The 14,380-nt window shown below is 74.0% G+C and carries 14 protein-coding genes and 1 pseudogene; 9 read left to right on the plus strand and 6 right to left on the minus strand.

What is annotated here, in order from left to right:
- Positions 1 to 182 precede the first annotated feature (182 nt).
- Together sigK and ACIF6F_RS07690 are read right to left on the minus strand one after the other, a co-directional pair.
- Entirely contained in the window at positions 183 to 791 is a 609-nt protein-coding gene (sigK, locus tag ACIF6F_RS07685; RefSeq protein ID WP_399942710.1) for an ECF RNA polymerase sigma factor SigK, read from the minus strand.
- A gap of 109 nt (positions 792 to 900) precedes the next feature.
- Positions 901 to 1,314, minus strand: coding sequence for a hypothetical protein (locus tag ACIF6F_RS07690; protein WP_399942712.1), 414 nt, complete (start codon positions 1,312 to 1,314; stop codon positions 901 to 903).
- A gap of 198 nt (positions 1,315 to 1,512) precedes the next feature.
- Between ACIF6F_RS07690 and ACIF6F_RS07695 the strand changes: the two genes are divergently transcribed.
- A complete protein-coding gene (locus ACIF6F_RS07695; RefSeq protein ID WP_399942714.1) occupies positions 1,513 to 2,019 on the plus strand; it encodes a DUF664 domain-containing protein in 507 nt (168 codons plus the stop codon).
- A gap of 152 nt (positions 2,020 to 2,171) precedes the next feature.
- Positions 2,172 to 3,440, plus strand: a complete 1,269-nt coding sequence (locus ACIF6F_RS07700; RefSeq protein WP_399942717.1) for an alpha/beta hydrolase — start codon at positions 2,172 to 2,174, stop codon at positions 3,438 to 3,440.
- 68 nt (positions 3,441 to 3,508) lie between these two features.
- Here ACIF6F_RS07700 and ACIF6F_RS07705 read toward each other — a convergent pair whose 3' ends face one another.
- Positions 3,509 to 4,282, minus strand: a complete 774-nt coding sequence (locus tag ACIF6F_RS07705) for an endonuclease I family protein (protein ID WP_399942720.1) — start codon at positions 4,280 to 4,282, stop codon at positions 3,509 to 3,511.
- A 365-nt stretch (positions 4,283 to 4,647) separates the two neighbouring features.
- On the opposite strand from ACIF6F_RS07705, the gene ACIF6F_RS07710 reads away from it, so the two are divergent.
- The 3 genes from ACIF6F_RS07710 (at position 4,648) to ACIF6F_RS07720 (ending at position 7,055) form a co-directional block, all read left to right on the plus strand.
- Entirely contained in the window at positions 4,648 to 5,385 is a 738-nt protein-coding gene (locus tag ACIF6F_RS07710) for a hypothetical protein (RefSeq protein WP_399942723.1), read from the plus strand.
- A gap of 213 nt (positions 5,386 to 5,598) precedes the next feature.
- Positions 5,599 to 6,687, plus strand: coding sequence for a hypothetical protein (locus ACIF6F_RS07715; RefSeq protein WP_399942725.1), 1,089 nt, complete (start codon positions 5,599 to 5,601; stop codon positions 6,685 to 6,687).
- A 179-nt stretch (positions 6,688 to 6,866) separates the two neighbouring features.
- On the plus strand, positions 6,867 to 7,055 hold the full coding sequence (locus tag ACIF6F_RS07720) for a hypothetical protein (RefSeq protein WP_399942727.1): 189 nt from the start codon (positions 6,867 to 6,869) through the stop codon (positions 7,053 to 7,055).
- A gap of 110 nt (positions 7,056 to 7,165) precedes the next feature.
- Here ACIF6F_RS07720 and ACIF6F_RS07725 read toward each other — a convergent pair whose 3' ends face one another.
- Positions 7,166 to 7,354 (minus strand): hypothetical protein, encoded by a 189-nt coding sequence (locus tag ACIF6F_RS07725; protein WP_399942730.1) that lies wholly within the window; start codon positions 7,352 to 7,354, stop codon positions 7,166 to 7,168.
- A 186-nt stretch (positions 7,355 to 7,540) separates the two neighbouring features.
- Between ACIF6F_RS07725 and ACIF6F_RS07730 the strand changes: the two genes are divergently transcribed.
- Entirely contained in the window at positions 7,541 to 9,991 is a 2,451-nt protein-coding gene (locus ACIF6F_RS07730) for a molybdopterin oxidoreductase family protein (RefSeq protein ID WP_399942733.1), read from the plus strand.
- A gap of 57 nt (positions 9,992 to 10,048) precedes the next feature.
- Here ACIF6F_RS07730 and ACIF6F_RS07735 read toward each other — a convergent pair whose 3' ends face one another.
- Complete coding sequence (locus ACIF6F_RS07735; protein ID WP_399942735.1) at positions 10,049 to 10,669, minus strand: L-threonylcarbamoyladenylate synthase; 621 nt, start codon at positions 10,667 to 10,669, stop codon at positions 10,049 to 10,051.
- Between the two features lie 162 nt (positions 10,670 to 10,831).
- Here ACIF6F_RS07735 and ACIF6F_RS07740 point away from each other — a divergent pair, with 162 nt between their 5' ends.
- Positions 10,832 to 11,455 (plus strand): hypothetical protein, encoded by a 624-nt coding sequence (locus tag ACIF6F_RS07740; RefSeq protein WP_399942738.1) that lies wholly within the window; start codon positions 10,832 to 10,834, stop codon positions 11,453 to 11,455.
- A 147-nt stretch (positions 11,456 to 11,602) separates the two neighbouring features.
- On the opposite strand, the gene ACIF6F_RS07745 is transcribed toward ACIF6F_RS07740, so the two are convergent.
- Positions 11,603 to 12,232 carry a heme oxygenase (biliverdin-producing) gene (locus tag ACIF6F_RS07745; RefSeq protein ID WP_399943452.1) on the minus strand — a complete coding sequence of 210 codons (630 nt, stop codon included), beginning with the start codon at positions 12,230 to 12,232 and terminating at the stop codon, positions 11,603 to 11,605.
- A gap of 277 nt (positions 12,233 to 12,509) precedes the next feature.
- Between ACIF6F_RS07745 and ACIF6F_RS07750 the strand changes: the two are divergent.
- A pseudogene (locus ACIF6F_RS07750) lies at positions 12,510 to 13,190 on the plus strand (DUF817 domain-containing protein); the annotation flags it as partial.
- 261 nt (positions 13,191 to 13,451) lie between these two features.
- A complete protein-coding gene (locus ACIF6F_RS07755; protein ID WP_399943455.1) occupies positions 13,452 to 14,375 on the plus strand; it encodes an endonuclease/exonuclease/phosphatase family protein in 924 nt (307 codons plus the stop codon).
- Positions 14,376 to 14,380 lie beyond the last annotated feature (5 nt).

Genomic DNA, 14,380 nt, shown 5'->3' on the forward strand with positions numbered 1-14,380 from the left:
AGGGTCCCTCGTGTGCGGCTCGCGGCCGTCTGTGTCGCCTCCCGCGTGCGGCGACCCGCCGCCCTCGGCACGGTCTCCCGCGTGCGGCGACCCGAGGCCGCCGGCGTCGCCCCCCGGGCCAAGCGACCCGCCGACCCCGCGCGGCGGCCCGGCGGCAGGGCGGTGCGCCCCGTCCCCGGCCATCACCGTCTCCCCAGGCACGTGCCGAGCAGCCGCAGACCGCGCCGGAGGCGGGCCTTGACGGTGCCCACCGGTTCGGCCAGGGCGGCAGCCACCTCGCGGTACGTCAGGCCGCCGTAGTACGCCAGGACCACGCACTCCCGCTGGGCACGGGACAGCTCCGCCAGGCACCGCCACACCTGCTCGTGCTCCAGGTGCCGCTCGACCTCCTCGGCCACCTGGTCGAAGGGCCGCTGCCACTCCCGCACCGCCGTACGGCGTTCCCGCTCGCCTGCCGCGCGGGCGGCCCGTACCCGGTCCACCGCACGCCGGTGCGCCAGCGTCATCACCCAGTTCATAGCGCTGCCCCGCTCGGGCCGGAAGCGCCCGGCGGTGCGCCACACCTCGACGAGCACCTCCTGGACGACTTCCTCCGCCTGCGCGGCGTCCCGGACCACGGTGGTGACCAGACCCGTCACCGGGCGGCTCACCGCCTCGTAGACACGCTCGAACGCCTCCCGGTCGCCCCCGGCCACCCGGCACAGCAGGACGTCCAGGCCGGGCCCGGCCGCCCGGTCCCCGGGCGGGGGCTGCGGACCACCGGCGGACACGTCCACGGAACCTCGCTTCACGGCCGGCGGCTCACGGCACCTCCCCCTCTCCTCCATGCGAGCACCGATCGGCCGGTGCCGCATCACGGTGGCCGGCCAGGGCCGCCCGGCACCGGCCGGCTCCCGCGCGTCACCACTTGTGGCAGGACCAGTGGCCCTTCACCCAGTGCGTGTCCCAGTGGCCGGGCACGTGGACCCAGACCCAGTGGCCCTTGTGGTGCACCTTGAACCACTCCCAGTGACCCGGGTGCCACTGCCCATGGTGGTCGTGGTGGCCCTTCTTCCACTGCTTGTGGTGGGACCACCAGCCCTTGTGCCACTTCTTCACCCAGTGGCCCTTGACCCACTCCTTCTCCTTGTGCCCGTGCTTCCAGACGCACCTGGGGGAGTCGCCCGGGTCGTGCGACGTGACCGCCACCGGGGTCTGCGCGGGCGCGGCGGCCGCCGCTGCGGCGCCGCCCAGCGTTCCGCCGCCCGCCAGCAGCCCCGCGGCGGCGATCCCCACCGCCACCTGCCGGGTCCGCATGCTGATGCCCTGAGCCATGTCCGGCACCTCCTCGTCCCTCCGGCCCGGAAATCGGAACCACCTGTGATTCGTAGCCGCGGCCCGTCCGGACGTGGCGTGTCGGCCCCGGCCTCCCCGGAGTGGGAACCCGGGACCGGCATCGTGGAGCCCGCAGCCGACGGACACGGAACACGGAACGCGGAACACGGACACGGACGAAGGGGCGAGGACCGGGCCATGAAGGCGACGGACGTACTGGCGGACGGCTTCGGACGGATCCGCGAGGAGGTGCACCAGGTCCTGGACGGCCTCTCGGACGAGCAGCTCCACGCGCGCGTGGACCCGGCGGCCAATTCCATCGCCTGGCTGGTGTGGCACCTGGCACGCGTCCAGGACATCCAGGTCGCCGCCCCCGCCGGCCTGGAGCAGGTCTGGCACTCCCAGGGCTGGGACGAGCGTTTCGGCCTGCCGCTGCCCGCCGATGCGACGGGCTACGGCCACAGCCCGGAGGAGGCCGGGAAGGTACGGGCATCGGGCGACCTGCTCGGCGGCTACTACGACGCGGTACACGAGCAGTCCCTGACCTGGCTGCGCACCCTCACCGCCGCCGAACTGGAGCGGGTGGTCGACCGGCACTGGGACCCGCCCGTCACCCTCGGGGTCCGGCTCGTCAGCATCCTGGCCGACGACCTCCAGCACGTGGGCCAGGCCGCGTACGTGCGGGGGCTGCTCGAACGCCGCTGAGCGCCGGCCGCACGCCGTCGGCCCGGCCCTCTGATCAGCCGTCAACGCGACGCGTCCATACTGGAGTTGATTCGGGGCCATCCTCCCGGTCGACGGAGCGCCAGCCCCCGGGCTGACGCGCGCCGGGTGCGTCGGCGGGCACGCTTCGGGGCATGGCTCACCTCAGCAGGGCGGCCGCCGCCGCCGCACTCACCCTGTCGCTGTCTCTGCCGCCCGTCCTCGCCGGTCAGGCCGCCGCGGCGGCGCCCGCCGGCTCCGTGGCCCTGCGCCCCGCCGTCTCCCCGGCCGCCACCGGCCCCCTCGGCGCGCCCGCGCCGCTCTCCGGGCCCGCCGCGCACGCGGACCCCGTGCGGCGGGCCGGGGCCGGGCCGGAGCTGCCGCGCCCCACCGGCCGGTGGGCCGTAGGCCGCTCCGTACTCCACCTCGTCGACCGCTCGCGCCCCGACCCCTGGGTGCCGGCCGCCGGCGCGCGGGAGCTGATGGTCACCGTCGACTACCCGGCCGCGCGCTCCGGTACGGGCGCGTCGGCCCCGTACGCGAGCACCGACGAGGTCCGGGCCATGCTGGAGGGGTACGGGCTCGCCGACGCGGTCCCCGCGGCGGAACTGGCCGCGATGCGCACGTACGCCCGTCCCGACGCCCGGCCCGCCCCCGGCCGGTACCCGCTGGTCCTCCTCTCGCCGGGCTTCACGGTCTCCCGCTACACCCTCACCGCCCTCGCGGAGGACCTGGCGAGCCGCGGCTACGTCGTGGCCTCCGTGGACCACGCGTACGAGTCCCTCGGCATCCGGACCCCCGACGGCCGGCTGCTCGGCTGCGAGGTGTGCGGCCCCGTCAGCGAGGGGCGGGTGCCGGAGAGCGAGATCACCGCGGGCCGCGCCCGGGACGTGTCGTACGTGCTGGACCGCCTGACGGGACGGCATCCGGCGTGGAAGTACGCCCGGACCACCGTCGACCGGAAGCGCGTCGGCATGGCCGGGCACTCCATCGGCGGCGCGAGCGCCGCCACGGCGATGGCGGCCGACGGACGGATCCGCGCGGGCGTGAACATGGACGGGGCTTTCCACGGCGAACTGCCGGAGGGAGGTCCGGGCGGGCGGCCGTTCATGCTGCTGGGCACGGACGACGACATGCACCGGCCCGGCGGCAGGGACCACACCTGGGACACCGCCTGGGACCGCTTCGGCGGCTGGAAGCGCTGGCTCACGGTCGCCGGCTCGGACCACTTCACCTTCTCGGACGCGCCGGCGTTCCTCGACCACTACGGCGTGCCGCGCGCCCCGCTCCCGGCGGACCGGGCGCTCGGCACCACCCGGGCGTACGTGGCGGCCTTCTTCGACCTGCACCTGAAGGGCGCCCCGCAGCCGCTGCTCGACGGTCCGTCGGCGGCGCACCCCGAGGTGGTGTTCCACAACCCGTGAGCCGGCGAGGGGTCCGCGGACGCACTTCGTCCGCGGACCCCTCGCCGCGCGTCCCCGAGCGGGGAGTCCTACCAGATCGCCTCGACCCACTCCGGGTGGTCGATGAACGGGTTCCGGTTGTGCTGGTAGGTGTCGAAGATGATCTGGTTGCGGCGCTGCTCGAACGCGTCCGGCGGGTCTATGTCGTTCCACTGCTTCAGCACGCTGATGCGGCCGTGCCACGGCACCGAGCCGTTGATGGAGTCGTTGACCTCCAGGTTCGCGAAGCCGTCACCGCCCTCGTAGCGGACGGCCATGTACAGGATCATGCGGGCGACGTCGCCCTTGACCTCGTCGCGCGGCTCGAAGGAGTTGGAGTCGGTGTAGCTGTCCGTGGTCTCGGCGACCAGGGTGCCGCCGAGGTCGAAGTCCTTGTTGCCGCGGATGCTGTTGACCGTGACGTCCTCGGGGCGGATGTGGTGCAGGTCGGTGCCCGGGCCGGCGACGGTGCCGAAGTCGCCGTGGCTCTGGGCCCACACGTGCTCGCGGTTCCAGTCGTTGGCGTTGCCGCCGTTGGTCGACTTCGACTGGGAGCGGCCCGAGTACAGCAGGATCACGTTCGCGCTGTTCGCGGGGTCCTGGTCGGTGACCTTCAGGGCCTCCCAGACCGCGCTGTACGAGATCTTGGACTGGTTCTTGATGATGCCGTGCAGCGCCGACTTGAGCTCGGCGCCGGTCTTGCCCTGGGCGGCGGCGTAGTAGTCCGCGGCGGTGGCCTGGTGCGCCGGGAGCGCGAGGAGGACCAGCGAGGCGAGGGCCGCTCCGGCGGCAGCCCAGCGCGAGCGGCGAGGGGTGGTCTTCACGTGGGGGAAACCTTTCGGCACGCAGAGGTCCCGCCCGGGTGGGACCCGGCGGGCTTTCGTCGTCGAGGGGGAGGTTCACACCGCGTCATGCCGTTCACGTGAAGCTCACGCGACATGAACATGACGAGCTTGCGTGGTGAAGGTACACGGAGATTTCCGGCCATGGAATCCCCCAGGTCACGGCAATGCATCGCGCGTAGACATCACGCGTAGACACCCCGCGTAGATGACGCGCGTAGACGACACGCGTAGATAACTCCTGGTCGGAGGTGTGGAATTAGCGATTCCGGTCGGTGGCGACATGCGGGGCCGCCGGCGCGGAACTACGCTTTCCGAGTGAGTGGGTCCCTCCAGGAGGTGGCGCGATGTCCCTGTTCCGGGGTGTGGCAGCCGGTCTCGGAGCCTGTGCCCTCGGCGGGCTCCTCGGCGGGCTGGCGGCCGCTCCGGCGGCCGCGGACGACAACGGCATCGCCGACCGGAGCGCGACGACGATCGCCGAGAAGGCCCGCGAGGCCATGGCGGACGCGAAGTCGATGACACTCGACGCGCGCATCACCGACGCGACGGGCACCACCACGCTCGACCTGCACCTCGACGTGGACGGCAACTGCGCAGGGACCGTCGGGCTGCCGAGGAACGGCGGTCACGCGGACCTGATCAAGCGAGGCCAGGACGTCTGGATGAAGCTCGACGACACCCTCCTCAAGTCCCAGGTGCCGGGCCCGGCGGGCAACGCGGCCATCGCCCTGATCAACGGGCGCTACATCCACGGCACCGTCCAGAACGCGCTGCTCCGGGACTTCACGGACTTCTGCGACCTCTCCAACTTCAAGGACACCTTCGCCGGACGGCCGGTGAACGAGAAACTGACCAAGGGGCGGCGCACCACCGTCGGCGGCGCGCCCGCGATCACGGTCACCGGCCGGCACGACAAGCAGACCGCGACCTACTACGTGTCCACCGAGGACACCCCGTACCTGCTCAAGGCTGAGGTGCGGGAGCCCGGCAAGCGGGACGTCGCGCGCTTCGGCGACTTCAACGAGCCGGTGCCGGCGAAGACCCCGGCCCCGGCCGACACCATCGAGTTCTCCGACCTCCAGTAGACCCGCCGCCCGGCTCCGCCGGCGCAGCCGGGTGCCCGGCACCAGGTCGGGACCAAGGGGGCGCTCCGGTTTCCCCGAGCGCGCCGCCACGCCCCCGCGCACCTCCCCCCGTGCGGAACACCCCGTAGCCGACCGCCCGACGGCCGACTAACTTCCCCGTCGCCGGTCCGCGCCGTCGGCCGGGCCGCGGTGACCCGAGGGGGAGAGATCCACGTGAACGCAACGCAACCGCAAGCCGGTTGGCGCACCCGCGCACTGGCCCTGACCGCAACCCTGGCCCTCGCCGGAGGCACGGCGGCCGTGACCGCCACGCCCGCCCACGCGGTGGGCAGCCTGGGGCGCGCCTACGTCTGGGCGAACTCGCCCTCCCACGCGCTGAACACCCCGTACGCCCCCTCCGCCGCCTACAGCCGCAACTCCACCGGCGGCGCCAACAGCGTGGTCCGCACCGGTACCGGCCTCTACACCGTCCGGCTGGCCAACCTCGGCCGGACCGGCGGCACGGTCCACGTGACCGCGTACGGCGCCACCAGCAACACCTGCGCGGTCCGCGACTGGAACCCCGTCGGCAACCGGCTCGACGTCCGGGTCAGCTGCTTCACCCGCACCGGCCTCCGCGTGAACACCCCGTTCACGGCGAGCTTCGTCAACACCTCCGGCCTCGGCGGCTCCCGCTTCGGGTACGTGTGGGCCAACAACCCGACCAGCGCGGCGTACACGCCCTCGACCGCGTACCAGTTCAACTCCGCCGGTGCGCTCAACGCCATCACCCGCTCGGGCACCGGCCGGTACACCGTCCGGCTGCGCTCGATCGGCTCGGCGGCCGGACACGTCCAGGTGACGGCGTACGGCGACACCTCGGCCCGCTGCAAGGTGGGCAACTGGTTCGTCTCCGGCGCCGACCAGCTCGTCAACGTCCGCTGCCACGACCGCCTGGGCAACCTCAGGGACCAGCGCTTCACTTTGACCTACGCGCGCGCCACCGGCATCCAGCGCGCCGTCCCGGCCGCGTACGCATGGGCCAACCTGCCGGGCTCGGCGGCGTACAACCCCGCCGCCGCGTACTCGTACAACTCCTCCGGCGTGGTGAACCGCATCCGGCGCGTCAGCCAGGGCGTCTACCGCTTCCACCCGCCCAACCAGCAGCTCTCCAACGGCAACGTCCAGGTCACGGCCTACGGCGTCGACTCCAAGTTCTGCAAGGTGGAGCGCTGGAACCCCACCGAAGGCGTCCAGGTCCGCTGCTACACCGTCGCCGGCGCCCTGACCGACACCTACTACGACGTCTCCTTCCAGCGCTGACGTCCCACCCGCACGCCGCCCCGGGGCCGGGCGGCCCCCGCGACCCCCTCGCGGTGACCCGGCCGGCCTCACCCTCCGTGCCGATAAGATGCGGACCGTGACGGTACGTGTCAGCGTCGTGGAGCGGGCGGGACGACGATGTCCCGCTCGCTCAAGCTCACGAGGAGAGTGACCCCGTCATGGGTGGAATGCAGAACAAACGCCAGCAGCCCGGCATAGGCCGCGAGGAGCAGGAGCGCTCCGGGCGTGACCGCCAGCAGGACCGGGACAACGGCCAGCGCAGGCCCGGCGAGGTCTCCCGGGACCGCGACGAGGACATGATGCGCGACGAGGCGGACGACCGCCGCGACATGCGCGACGACCGCTGACGCGTCGCCCCGCACCCAGGACCCCGGCCAGGACCGACAGTCACCTGCGGCCGGGGTCCTGGCGCGCTCCGGTCCGGAGCACGCGGTCGCCGGCAGGTGACGGGGCCGGGTCAGGCGGTGCGGACCTGCATCGTCTCGCGGAAGTTCGCCATGCACTCGGGGCAGTGGCGTTCGGTGGTGTGCTCCTGGCCCGGTGCGGGCACCGGCTGGCCGCACAGGGTGCGGGTGTCGTTCTTGGCCGCCACGTGCCAGACGGGGTGTGTGTCGGTGAGGGCAGTGCCCGCGCACATCACGTACATGTCGCCTCCCTGATCGCGGGACTTGCTGGTACCGACCAGCAAACCCCGATGGCCCCCCGTGCGGGCAGGTGGACGCGTCCGTACGGGTGACAGGCCGCAAGGCGCCGGGCCGCCCGCGGCAGCCGTTTCGGCCCGCCCCGCCAGGGCAGACGCGCCCCACGGACGGCGCCGATCCGGAGGTGGCCCGTGGAGCCGAACCCCGACCGCATCGCGCGCCCCTGGGGCGACCGCACCCCGTACCCGGCGGGCGGCACCTGGCCGGCCAGGACCGACACCCACCTGGCCGAAGGGCTGGGCCCCGGCGACGTGGACCGCTGGACGAAGGCCGCGTCCGTCCTGCACTCCAACGGCGACGCCATGGACGTCGCCGTCCGCGACGGCCGGATCGTCGGCGTCCGGGGCCGCGCCGCCGACCGCGTCAACCACGGCAGGCTCGGCCCCAAGGACCTGTTCGGCTGGCAGGCCTGCCACTCCCCCGACCGGCTCACCCGCCCGCTGGTGCGCGACCGGGGGCAGCTGGTGCCGTGCTCCTGGGACACCGCGATGGACCGGATCGTCACCCGCACGCGTGAACTGATGGCCGGACCCGGCCCGGAGGCCATCGGCTTCTACACCAGCGGGCAGCTCTTCCTGGAGGAGTACTACACGCTCGCGGTCATCGCCCGCGGCGGCCTCGGCACCCCCCACCTCGACGGCAACACCCGGCTCTGCACGGCCACCGCCGGCGAGTCGCTGAAGGAGTCCTTCGGCAGCGACGGCCAGCCCGGCTCGTTCACCGACGTCGACCACGCCGACACCCTCGCGCTGTTCGGGCACAACGTCTCCGAGACCCAGCCGGTGCTGTGGATGCGGATCCTCGACCGGCTGACCGGCCCGGACCCGCCCCGGCTGGTCTGCGTCGACCCCCGCCCCACCGCCGCGGCGGGCCGTGCCGACGTGCACCTGGCGCCCCGCCCCGGCACCAACCTGGCCCTGCTCAACGCCCTGTTGCACGAGACCGTCCGCACCGGGCGGGTGGACCGGACCTACCTCGACGCACACACCGTCGGCTTCGAGGAACTCGCCGAGCGGGTCGCCCCCTGCACGCCCGAGTGGGCCGCCGGCATCTGCGACGTACCGGCGCGGGAGATCGTACGGGCGGCGGAACTCCTGGGCGGGGCGCGGCGGCTGGTGTCCACCGTCCTCCAGGGCGTGTACCAGTCCCACCAGGCCACCGCGGCCGCGGTCCAGGTCAACAACCTGCACCTGCTGCGCGGCATGCTGGGCCGGCCCGGGTGCGGAGTGCTCCAGATGAACGGCCAGCCCAGCGCCCAGAACACCCGCGAGTGCGGGGCGGACGGCGACCTGCCGGGCTTCCGGAACTGGCAGAACCCGGACCACGTCCGGGAGCTGGCCGGGATCTGGAACGTCGACCCGGAGCGGATCCCGCACGCCGGGCCGCCGACCCATGCCATGGAGATCTTCCGGCTGGCCGGCGAGGGCGGCATCGGACTGCTGTGGATCAGCGGCACCAACCCGGCCGTGTCCCTGCCCGAACTCGCCCGCATCCGGGGCATCCTGGCACGCGAGGGCCTCGTCACCGTGGTGCAGGACCTGTTCCTCACCGAGACCGCCCGGCTGGCCGACGTGGTCCTGCCGGCCGCGACCTGGGGCGAGAAGACCGGGGTCGTCACCAATGCGGACCGCACGGTGCACCTGTGTGAACGCGCCGTCGACCCGCCGGGCCTCGCCCGCCCCGACCTCGACGTCTTCCTGGACTACGCGCGGCGCATGGACTTCCGCGACCGCGCCGGCGCACCGCTGGTGAGCTGGCACGACGCCGAGTCGGCCTTCGAGGCGTGGAAGCGCTGCAGCGCCGGACGGCCCTGCGACTACACCGGGCTGAGCCACCGCCGGCTGCACGAGAGCGCCTCAGGCATCCAGTGGCCCTGCGACGCGGAACACCCCGACGGCACCGAGCGCCTCTACACCGACGGCTTCCCCTGGGCGCACCCCGACGTCTGCGAGTCCTACGGCAAGGACCTCGCCACCGGCGACCCGCACGACGCCGACGCCTACCGGGCCCTCAACCCGGACGGCAGGGCGGTCATCAGGTCCGCCGCGTACGAGCCGCCGCGCGAGGAGCCGGACGCCGCGTACCCGCTGCGGCTGACCACCGGGAGGACCCTCTACCACTTCCACACCCGCACCAAGACGGGCCGCGCTCCGCAGCTCGACGCCGCGGCACCGGAGGTGTGGGTGGAACTGTCCGCCGGGGAGGCGGCGGTACGCGGACTGGCCGAGGGCGACCTGGTCGAGGTGGCCACCCGGCGGGGCGCCCTGCGCGGGCGGCTGCGGGTCACCGCCATCCGGGACGGGCTGCTCTTCGTGCCCTTCCACTACGGCTACTGGGACACCCCGGGCGGCACCGGCGGCGGGGACGCCCCGGGCCGGGCCGCGAACGAGACCACCGCCACCGACTGGGACCCGGTGTCGAAGCAGCCGCTCTTCAAGACGGCCGCGGCCCGGCTGACCCTCGTCGAACGCGGCGACGGCCGGCCGTCGCGGGCCCCCACCACCACCGCCTCGGCCCCGCTGGACCCGACCGTCCCGCCCACGGCCGGCGGCCCGGCGGCCCGTGCACGCCAGCGCCCCTGAGCCGGGCCCGCCGATGCTCCGAGCCCGGTCCCGCGGACCGCCCGAGCGGACGCGCCGTTACTCGAAGCGCTCGGTGTCGCCCGAGCCGCGCCGCACGATCTCCGCACCGCCGCCGGAGAAGTCGATGACGGTGGTCGCCTGCGTGCCGCAGTCGCCCGAGTCGACCACCGCGTCGACCACGTGGTCCAGGCGCTCCTTGATCTCCCAGCCCTGCGTCATCGGCTCGTCCTCGTCCGGCAGCAGCAGGGTGGTGGACAGCAGTGGCTCGCCGAGCTCGGCCAGCAGCGCCTGGGTCACCACGTGGTCCGGGATCCGGACGCCGACCGTCTTCTTCTTCGGGTGCAGCAGCTGGCGCGGCACCTCCGAACTGGCCGGGAGGATGAACGTGTACGCGCCGGGCGTGGCGCCCTTGATGGCCCGGAACACCGCGTTGTCGATGTGCACGAACTGCCCCAGCTGGGCGAAGTTCTGGCAGACGAGGGTGAAGTGGTGCCGCTCGTCGAGCCGCCGGATCGTCCGCATCCGTGCGAGGGCCTCCCGGTTGCCGAGCTGGCAGCCCAGGGCGAAACACGAGTCCGTCGGGTATGCGATGAGCGACCCGGAGCGGACCAGGTCCGTGACACTGCTGATGGTGCGCGGCTGAGGGTTCTCAGGGTGCACGTCGAAGTACTTCGCCATTCGCCGAGGGTACGCCGCGCACGGCGGGCCGGTCGCGCCGAGCCCGGCCCGGCAGCCTCCGTTCCGCCGGAACCCGGTTGCCCGGAGCGGGGCGGAACGCGGAGGATCGTGGCTGCGCGGCGGAGCACACCGGGTGCAGCAGGACGGCAGCGGGAGGCGCCGATGGCCGAGGCCGAGTTCTTCACCCACCCGCACGGAACCCTGGAGGTCTGGGGGGTCCGGGTGGACGGGGTGGACCTGCGGGAACTGGTGGCCCGCGCCACGGCCCCGCTCTGGGAGCCCGAGCTGCTGGAGGGCGAGCCCGGGAGGACCCCCGAGGGGCGCGCCCGGTTCGTCCTCGGCCAGCACCGGGGGCTGGACCGGGACGACGTACCGCGTCCGTCGGAGCACTTCACGGGGCGGCCCTCCCCGGCGTTCCGGGAGGTCGCCGGCGGACGGTCGGTGCTGCTGGGCTGCCCGTGCGGGGTCTGGGAGTGCTGGCCGCTGTGCGCGCACATCGAGGTGGCGGACGACACGGTGACCTGGTCCCGGTTCCTCCAGCCGTACCGGAGCGAGGAGTGGGGCGAACTGCCCCTCGGCCCGTACGTGTTCGACCGTGCCCGGTACGAGGCCTCCCTCGCCCACCCGCTCCGCCTGACCGCCGACCCGCTCGCCGCACGCCTCCACGACGAGGCGGAGGAGGCGCCGGACGGAGACGCAACGCCGGACGGCACGTACGGCGCGGACGGCACGTACGGCGCGGACGGCGCGGAGGCCGCGGAGGCCGCGGACGGCACCGAGGGCTGAAGGGCGCCCCGCACACGTCACGGCCGGCCGGAAGCGCCGTACGGTGGCCGTCGGGGCGTCACCGCCGGGCGGCCCACCCAGGCCGAAGACCCCCGTCCGGACGGGACTCCGGACGGGGGCCTCCGCTGCGAGCGTACGGGCCGGGACTCAGGCCGCGGGCCGGAACTCCTCACCCAGCTCACGGAAGACGGCCGTGTTGAAGGCGAAGGCGCTGTTGCACTCCTCCACGATCCGCCGCTTCTCCAGGTCGTCCACCGCTATCGCGTCCAGCAGCGCGCGGTACTCGCGCTTGAAGGCCGCCGGGTTCCCGACCTGCTCGAAGACGTAGAACCGCACCCCGTCGCCCTTGCGGGCGAAGCCCCAGGTCTTCTCGGCCGTGCCGCGGATGATCTGACCGCCCGACAGGTCGCCGAGGTAGCGGGTGTAGTGGTGCGCGACGTACCCGGCGGGCCAGTTCCGCGCGCACTCCTCGACGCGGGCCGCGTACGCACGGGTCGCCGGCAGGGCGGTCGCGGTGGACCGCCAGTCCGCGCCGCGCAGATGGGCGAGGTCCCGCTCCAGCTCCGTGACCCGGAACAGCTCGGGTCGGATGAACGGGCCGGCCACCGGGTCCGCCGCCAGCTCCCGCGCGGAGTCCTCCAGAGCGCGGTAGACGAACCACAGCTGCTCGGTGTACCGCGCGTACGCGTCCATCCCGAGGCGCCCGCCGAGCATGTCGCTCATGAACCCGGAGTTCTCGGCCTCGGTGTGCTGGGCGTGCGAGGCGGTCCGGATCAGCTCGGAGAACGGCGTCGGCCCGGCCGGGGCGGGGGCGGCGGACGGGGCGGCGGGGGCGGCGGGGGTGCCGGCGGGGTCCAAGAGGGCCTCCAGGGAGAAGAACGGGCATGCGGAAGCGACGCGGCCGCTGCCCGTTCAGGGCGGCGCGCCGACTCTCCGATCCTCTGACTTAGGTTTACCTAAGTCAACTGTTTGCCGACGGTCTGTCGGAAAACCTTCCGTGTATGTACCCGGCCCGCCCGGCAACCACACACGTGTCCGGCCCGTCCCGTAGGGCATGCACCCGATCACGGCGAGCACGGCGCGCTTCCTCAGGCAGCTGGCGCTGTTCGGCTGGACGCAGGTCCGCGCCTGCCTCTTCGCCGGCGCGCTGTTCTGCGGCATGGCCCTGTCCACCGTCCTCCCGGACCTGCCCGTGGCGCGTTACGACCTGCTGCTCGGGTACGGGATCCTGCTCACCGCCGCCTTCCTGGTCCTGCGGTGGGAGACGCGCCGGGAGGCGGCGGTCATCGCCGTCTGCCACCTCCTCGGGCTGGCCTTCGAACTGGTGAAGGTGCGGGTGGGGTCGTGGAGCTACCCCGAGCCGGCCCTGACCAAGGTCGCCGGGGTGCCGCTGTACGGGGGCTTCATGTACGCGGCCGTCGGCAGCTACGTGTGCCGCGCCTGGCGGCTGTTCGGCCTGCGGGTCACGGGCTACCGGGTGCGCGCGACGGCCCTGGTGGCGGCCGCGCTGTACGCCAACTTCCTCACCCACCACTGGCTGCCGGACCTGCGCTGGGCGCTGGCCCTGCTGCTGCTCGCCGCGACGGCCGGGACCGCCGTGCACTACCGGGTGGGGGAGCGGTGGTGCCGGATGCCCCTCGCGCTGGCCTTCACCCTGATCGGCTTCTTCCTGTGGGTGGCCGAGAACATCGCCACCTACCTCGGGGCCTGGAGCTACCCGTCACAGCTGGGCGCCTGGGAAGCGGTCCCGCTGTCGAAGTGGGCCTCCTGGGCGCTGCTGATCAGCGTCACCTTCGCCCTGGTCCACGCGCTGGTCGCCCGGAACGCCGCCCGGCCCTCCGGCACCGATCCCGGCCCCGGCGCGACGCCGGGCCAGGGCCCGGGCGCCGGCGCGGATCCCGGTACCGGCCCCGGTGGTGCGGCGCCCGCGGAACCGGTCGCCGCGGAACCGGTTCCCGGCCCGCCGGCGCCCGCCCCCCGCGCCGCCGGTCCCCTCCTGCGCCTCGCCCCGGCCCTGCTGCTGACCCTCCTCCTCACCCTCCCCGGCCTCGTGCCCAACACCGGCCCGCGGGCCGGCAGCCTGCTCGACACCTTCCTGCCCTGGCTCGGCCTCGGGGTGCCGGTCCTGGCCGGCCTCGCCCTGTGGCGGCGGGCACCCGACGCCCTCTGCGCCGCTCTCGTGCCGGCGGCCGCCTGGGCGGCGCTGTACGGCACCCAACTGCTCCCGCGCGCGGACGCCCCGTACGACCTCACCGCAGTCCAGCACAACGCGAGCGACGAGAACCCCGACCCCGCGGCCACGGCCCGGCGCATCCTCGACGCGGAACCCTCGCTCGTGGCCCTCCAGGAACTGACCCCGGCGACCTCGCCGGGCTTCGCCGCCGCCCTCGGCCCCGTCCTGCCCCACCACGCGGCCACCGGCACCGTCGGGCTCTGGTCCCGATTCCCCCTCACGGACGTGCGCCCGGTCCCCATCAGACCCCGGGGCATCGGCGAGGGCTGGGACCGCTGCCTGCGGGCCACCGCCAGGACCCCCCACGGAGACGTCGCCGTCTACGTCGCCCACCTCCCCTCCCTCCGGCTGAGCCCGTCCGGCGGCTTCGGCTCCGCCCGGCGCGACGAGAGCGCCGCCCTGCTCGGCGCGGCGCTCGCCGCCGAGCCCCTGGAACGCGTGGTCCTGCTCGGCGACCTCAACGGCACCCTGGACGACCGGGGCCTGGCCCCCGTCACCTCCCGCCTGGACCCGCCCGCACCCGCCTTCGCCTTCAGCTGGCCGGCGGCCTTCCCCGTGGCACGCATCGACCAGGTCCTCACCCGCCGCGCGGCGGTGACCCGCCTGCGCCTCCTCGACGCCACCCCGAGCGACCACCTCCCGCTGGCCGCCCGGATCCGCCTCCACCCCGGACCACCGGGCGGGTGACGCGG

The sequence above is a fragment of the Streptomyces sp. NPDC086023 genome (assembly GCF_044540325.1).
In the GTDB taxonomy this organism is placed as follows: domain Bacteria; phylum Actinomycetota; class Actinomycetes; order Streptomycetales; family Streptomycetaceae; genus Streptomyces.

What these genes read in the sequence shown, in the direction of transcription:
- ACIF6F_RS07690 (WP_399942712.1), bottom strand. Translation starts at nt 1,314, where the DNA reads ATGGCTCAGGGCATCAGCATGCGGACCCGGCAGGTGGCGGTGGGGATC.
- ACIF6F_RS07695 (WP_399942714.1), top strand. Translation starts at nt 1,513, where the DNA reads ATGAAGGCGACGGACGTACTGGCGGACGGCTTCGGACGGATCCGCGAG.
- ACIF6F_RS07700 (WP_399942717.1), top strand. Translation starts at nt 2,172, where the DNA reads ATGGCTCACCTCAGCAGGGCGGCCGCCGCCGCCGCACTCACCCTGTCG.
- ACIF6F_RS07710 (WP_399942723.1), top strand. Translation starts at nt 4,648, where the DNA reads ATGTCCCTGTTCCGGGGTGTGGCAGCCGGTCTCGGAGCCTGTGCCCTC.
- ACIF6F_RS07720 (WP_399942727.1), top strand. Translation starts at nt 6,867, where the DNA reads ATGGGTGGAATGCAGAACAAACGCCAGCAGCCCGGCATAGGCCGCGAG.
- ACIF6F_RS07725 (WP_399942730.1), bottom strand. Translation starts at nt 7,354, where the DNA reads ATGTACGTGATGTGCGCGGGCACTGCCCTCACCGACACACACCCCGTC.
- ACIF6F_RS07735 (WP_399942735.1), bottom strand. Translation starts at nt 10,669, where the DNA reads ATGGCGAAGTACTTCGACGTGCACCCTGAGAACCCTCAGCCGCGCACC.
- ACIF6F_RS07740 (WP_399942738.1), top strand. Translation starts at nt 10,832, where the DNA reads ATGGCCGAGGCCGAGTTCTTCACCCACCCGCACGGAACCCTGGAGGTC.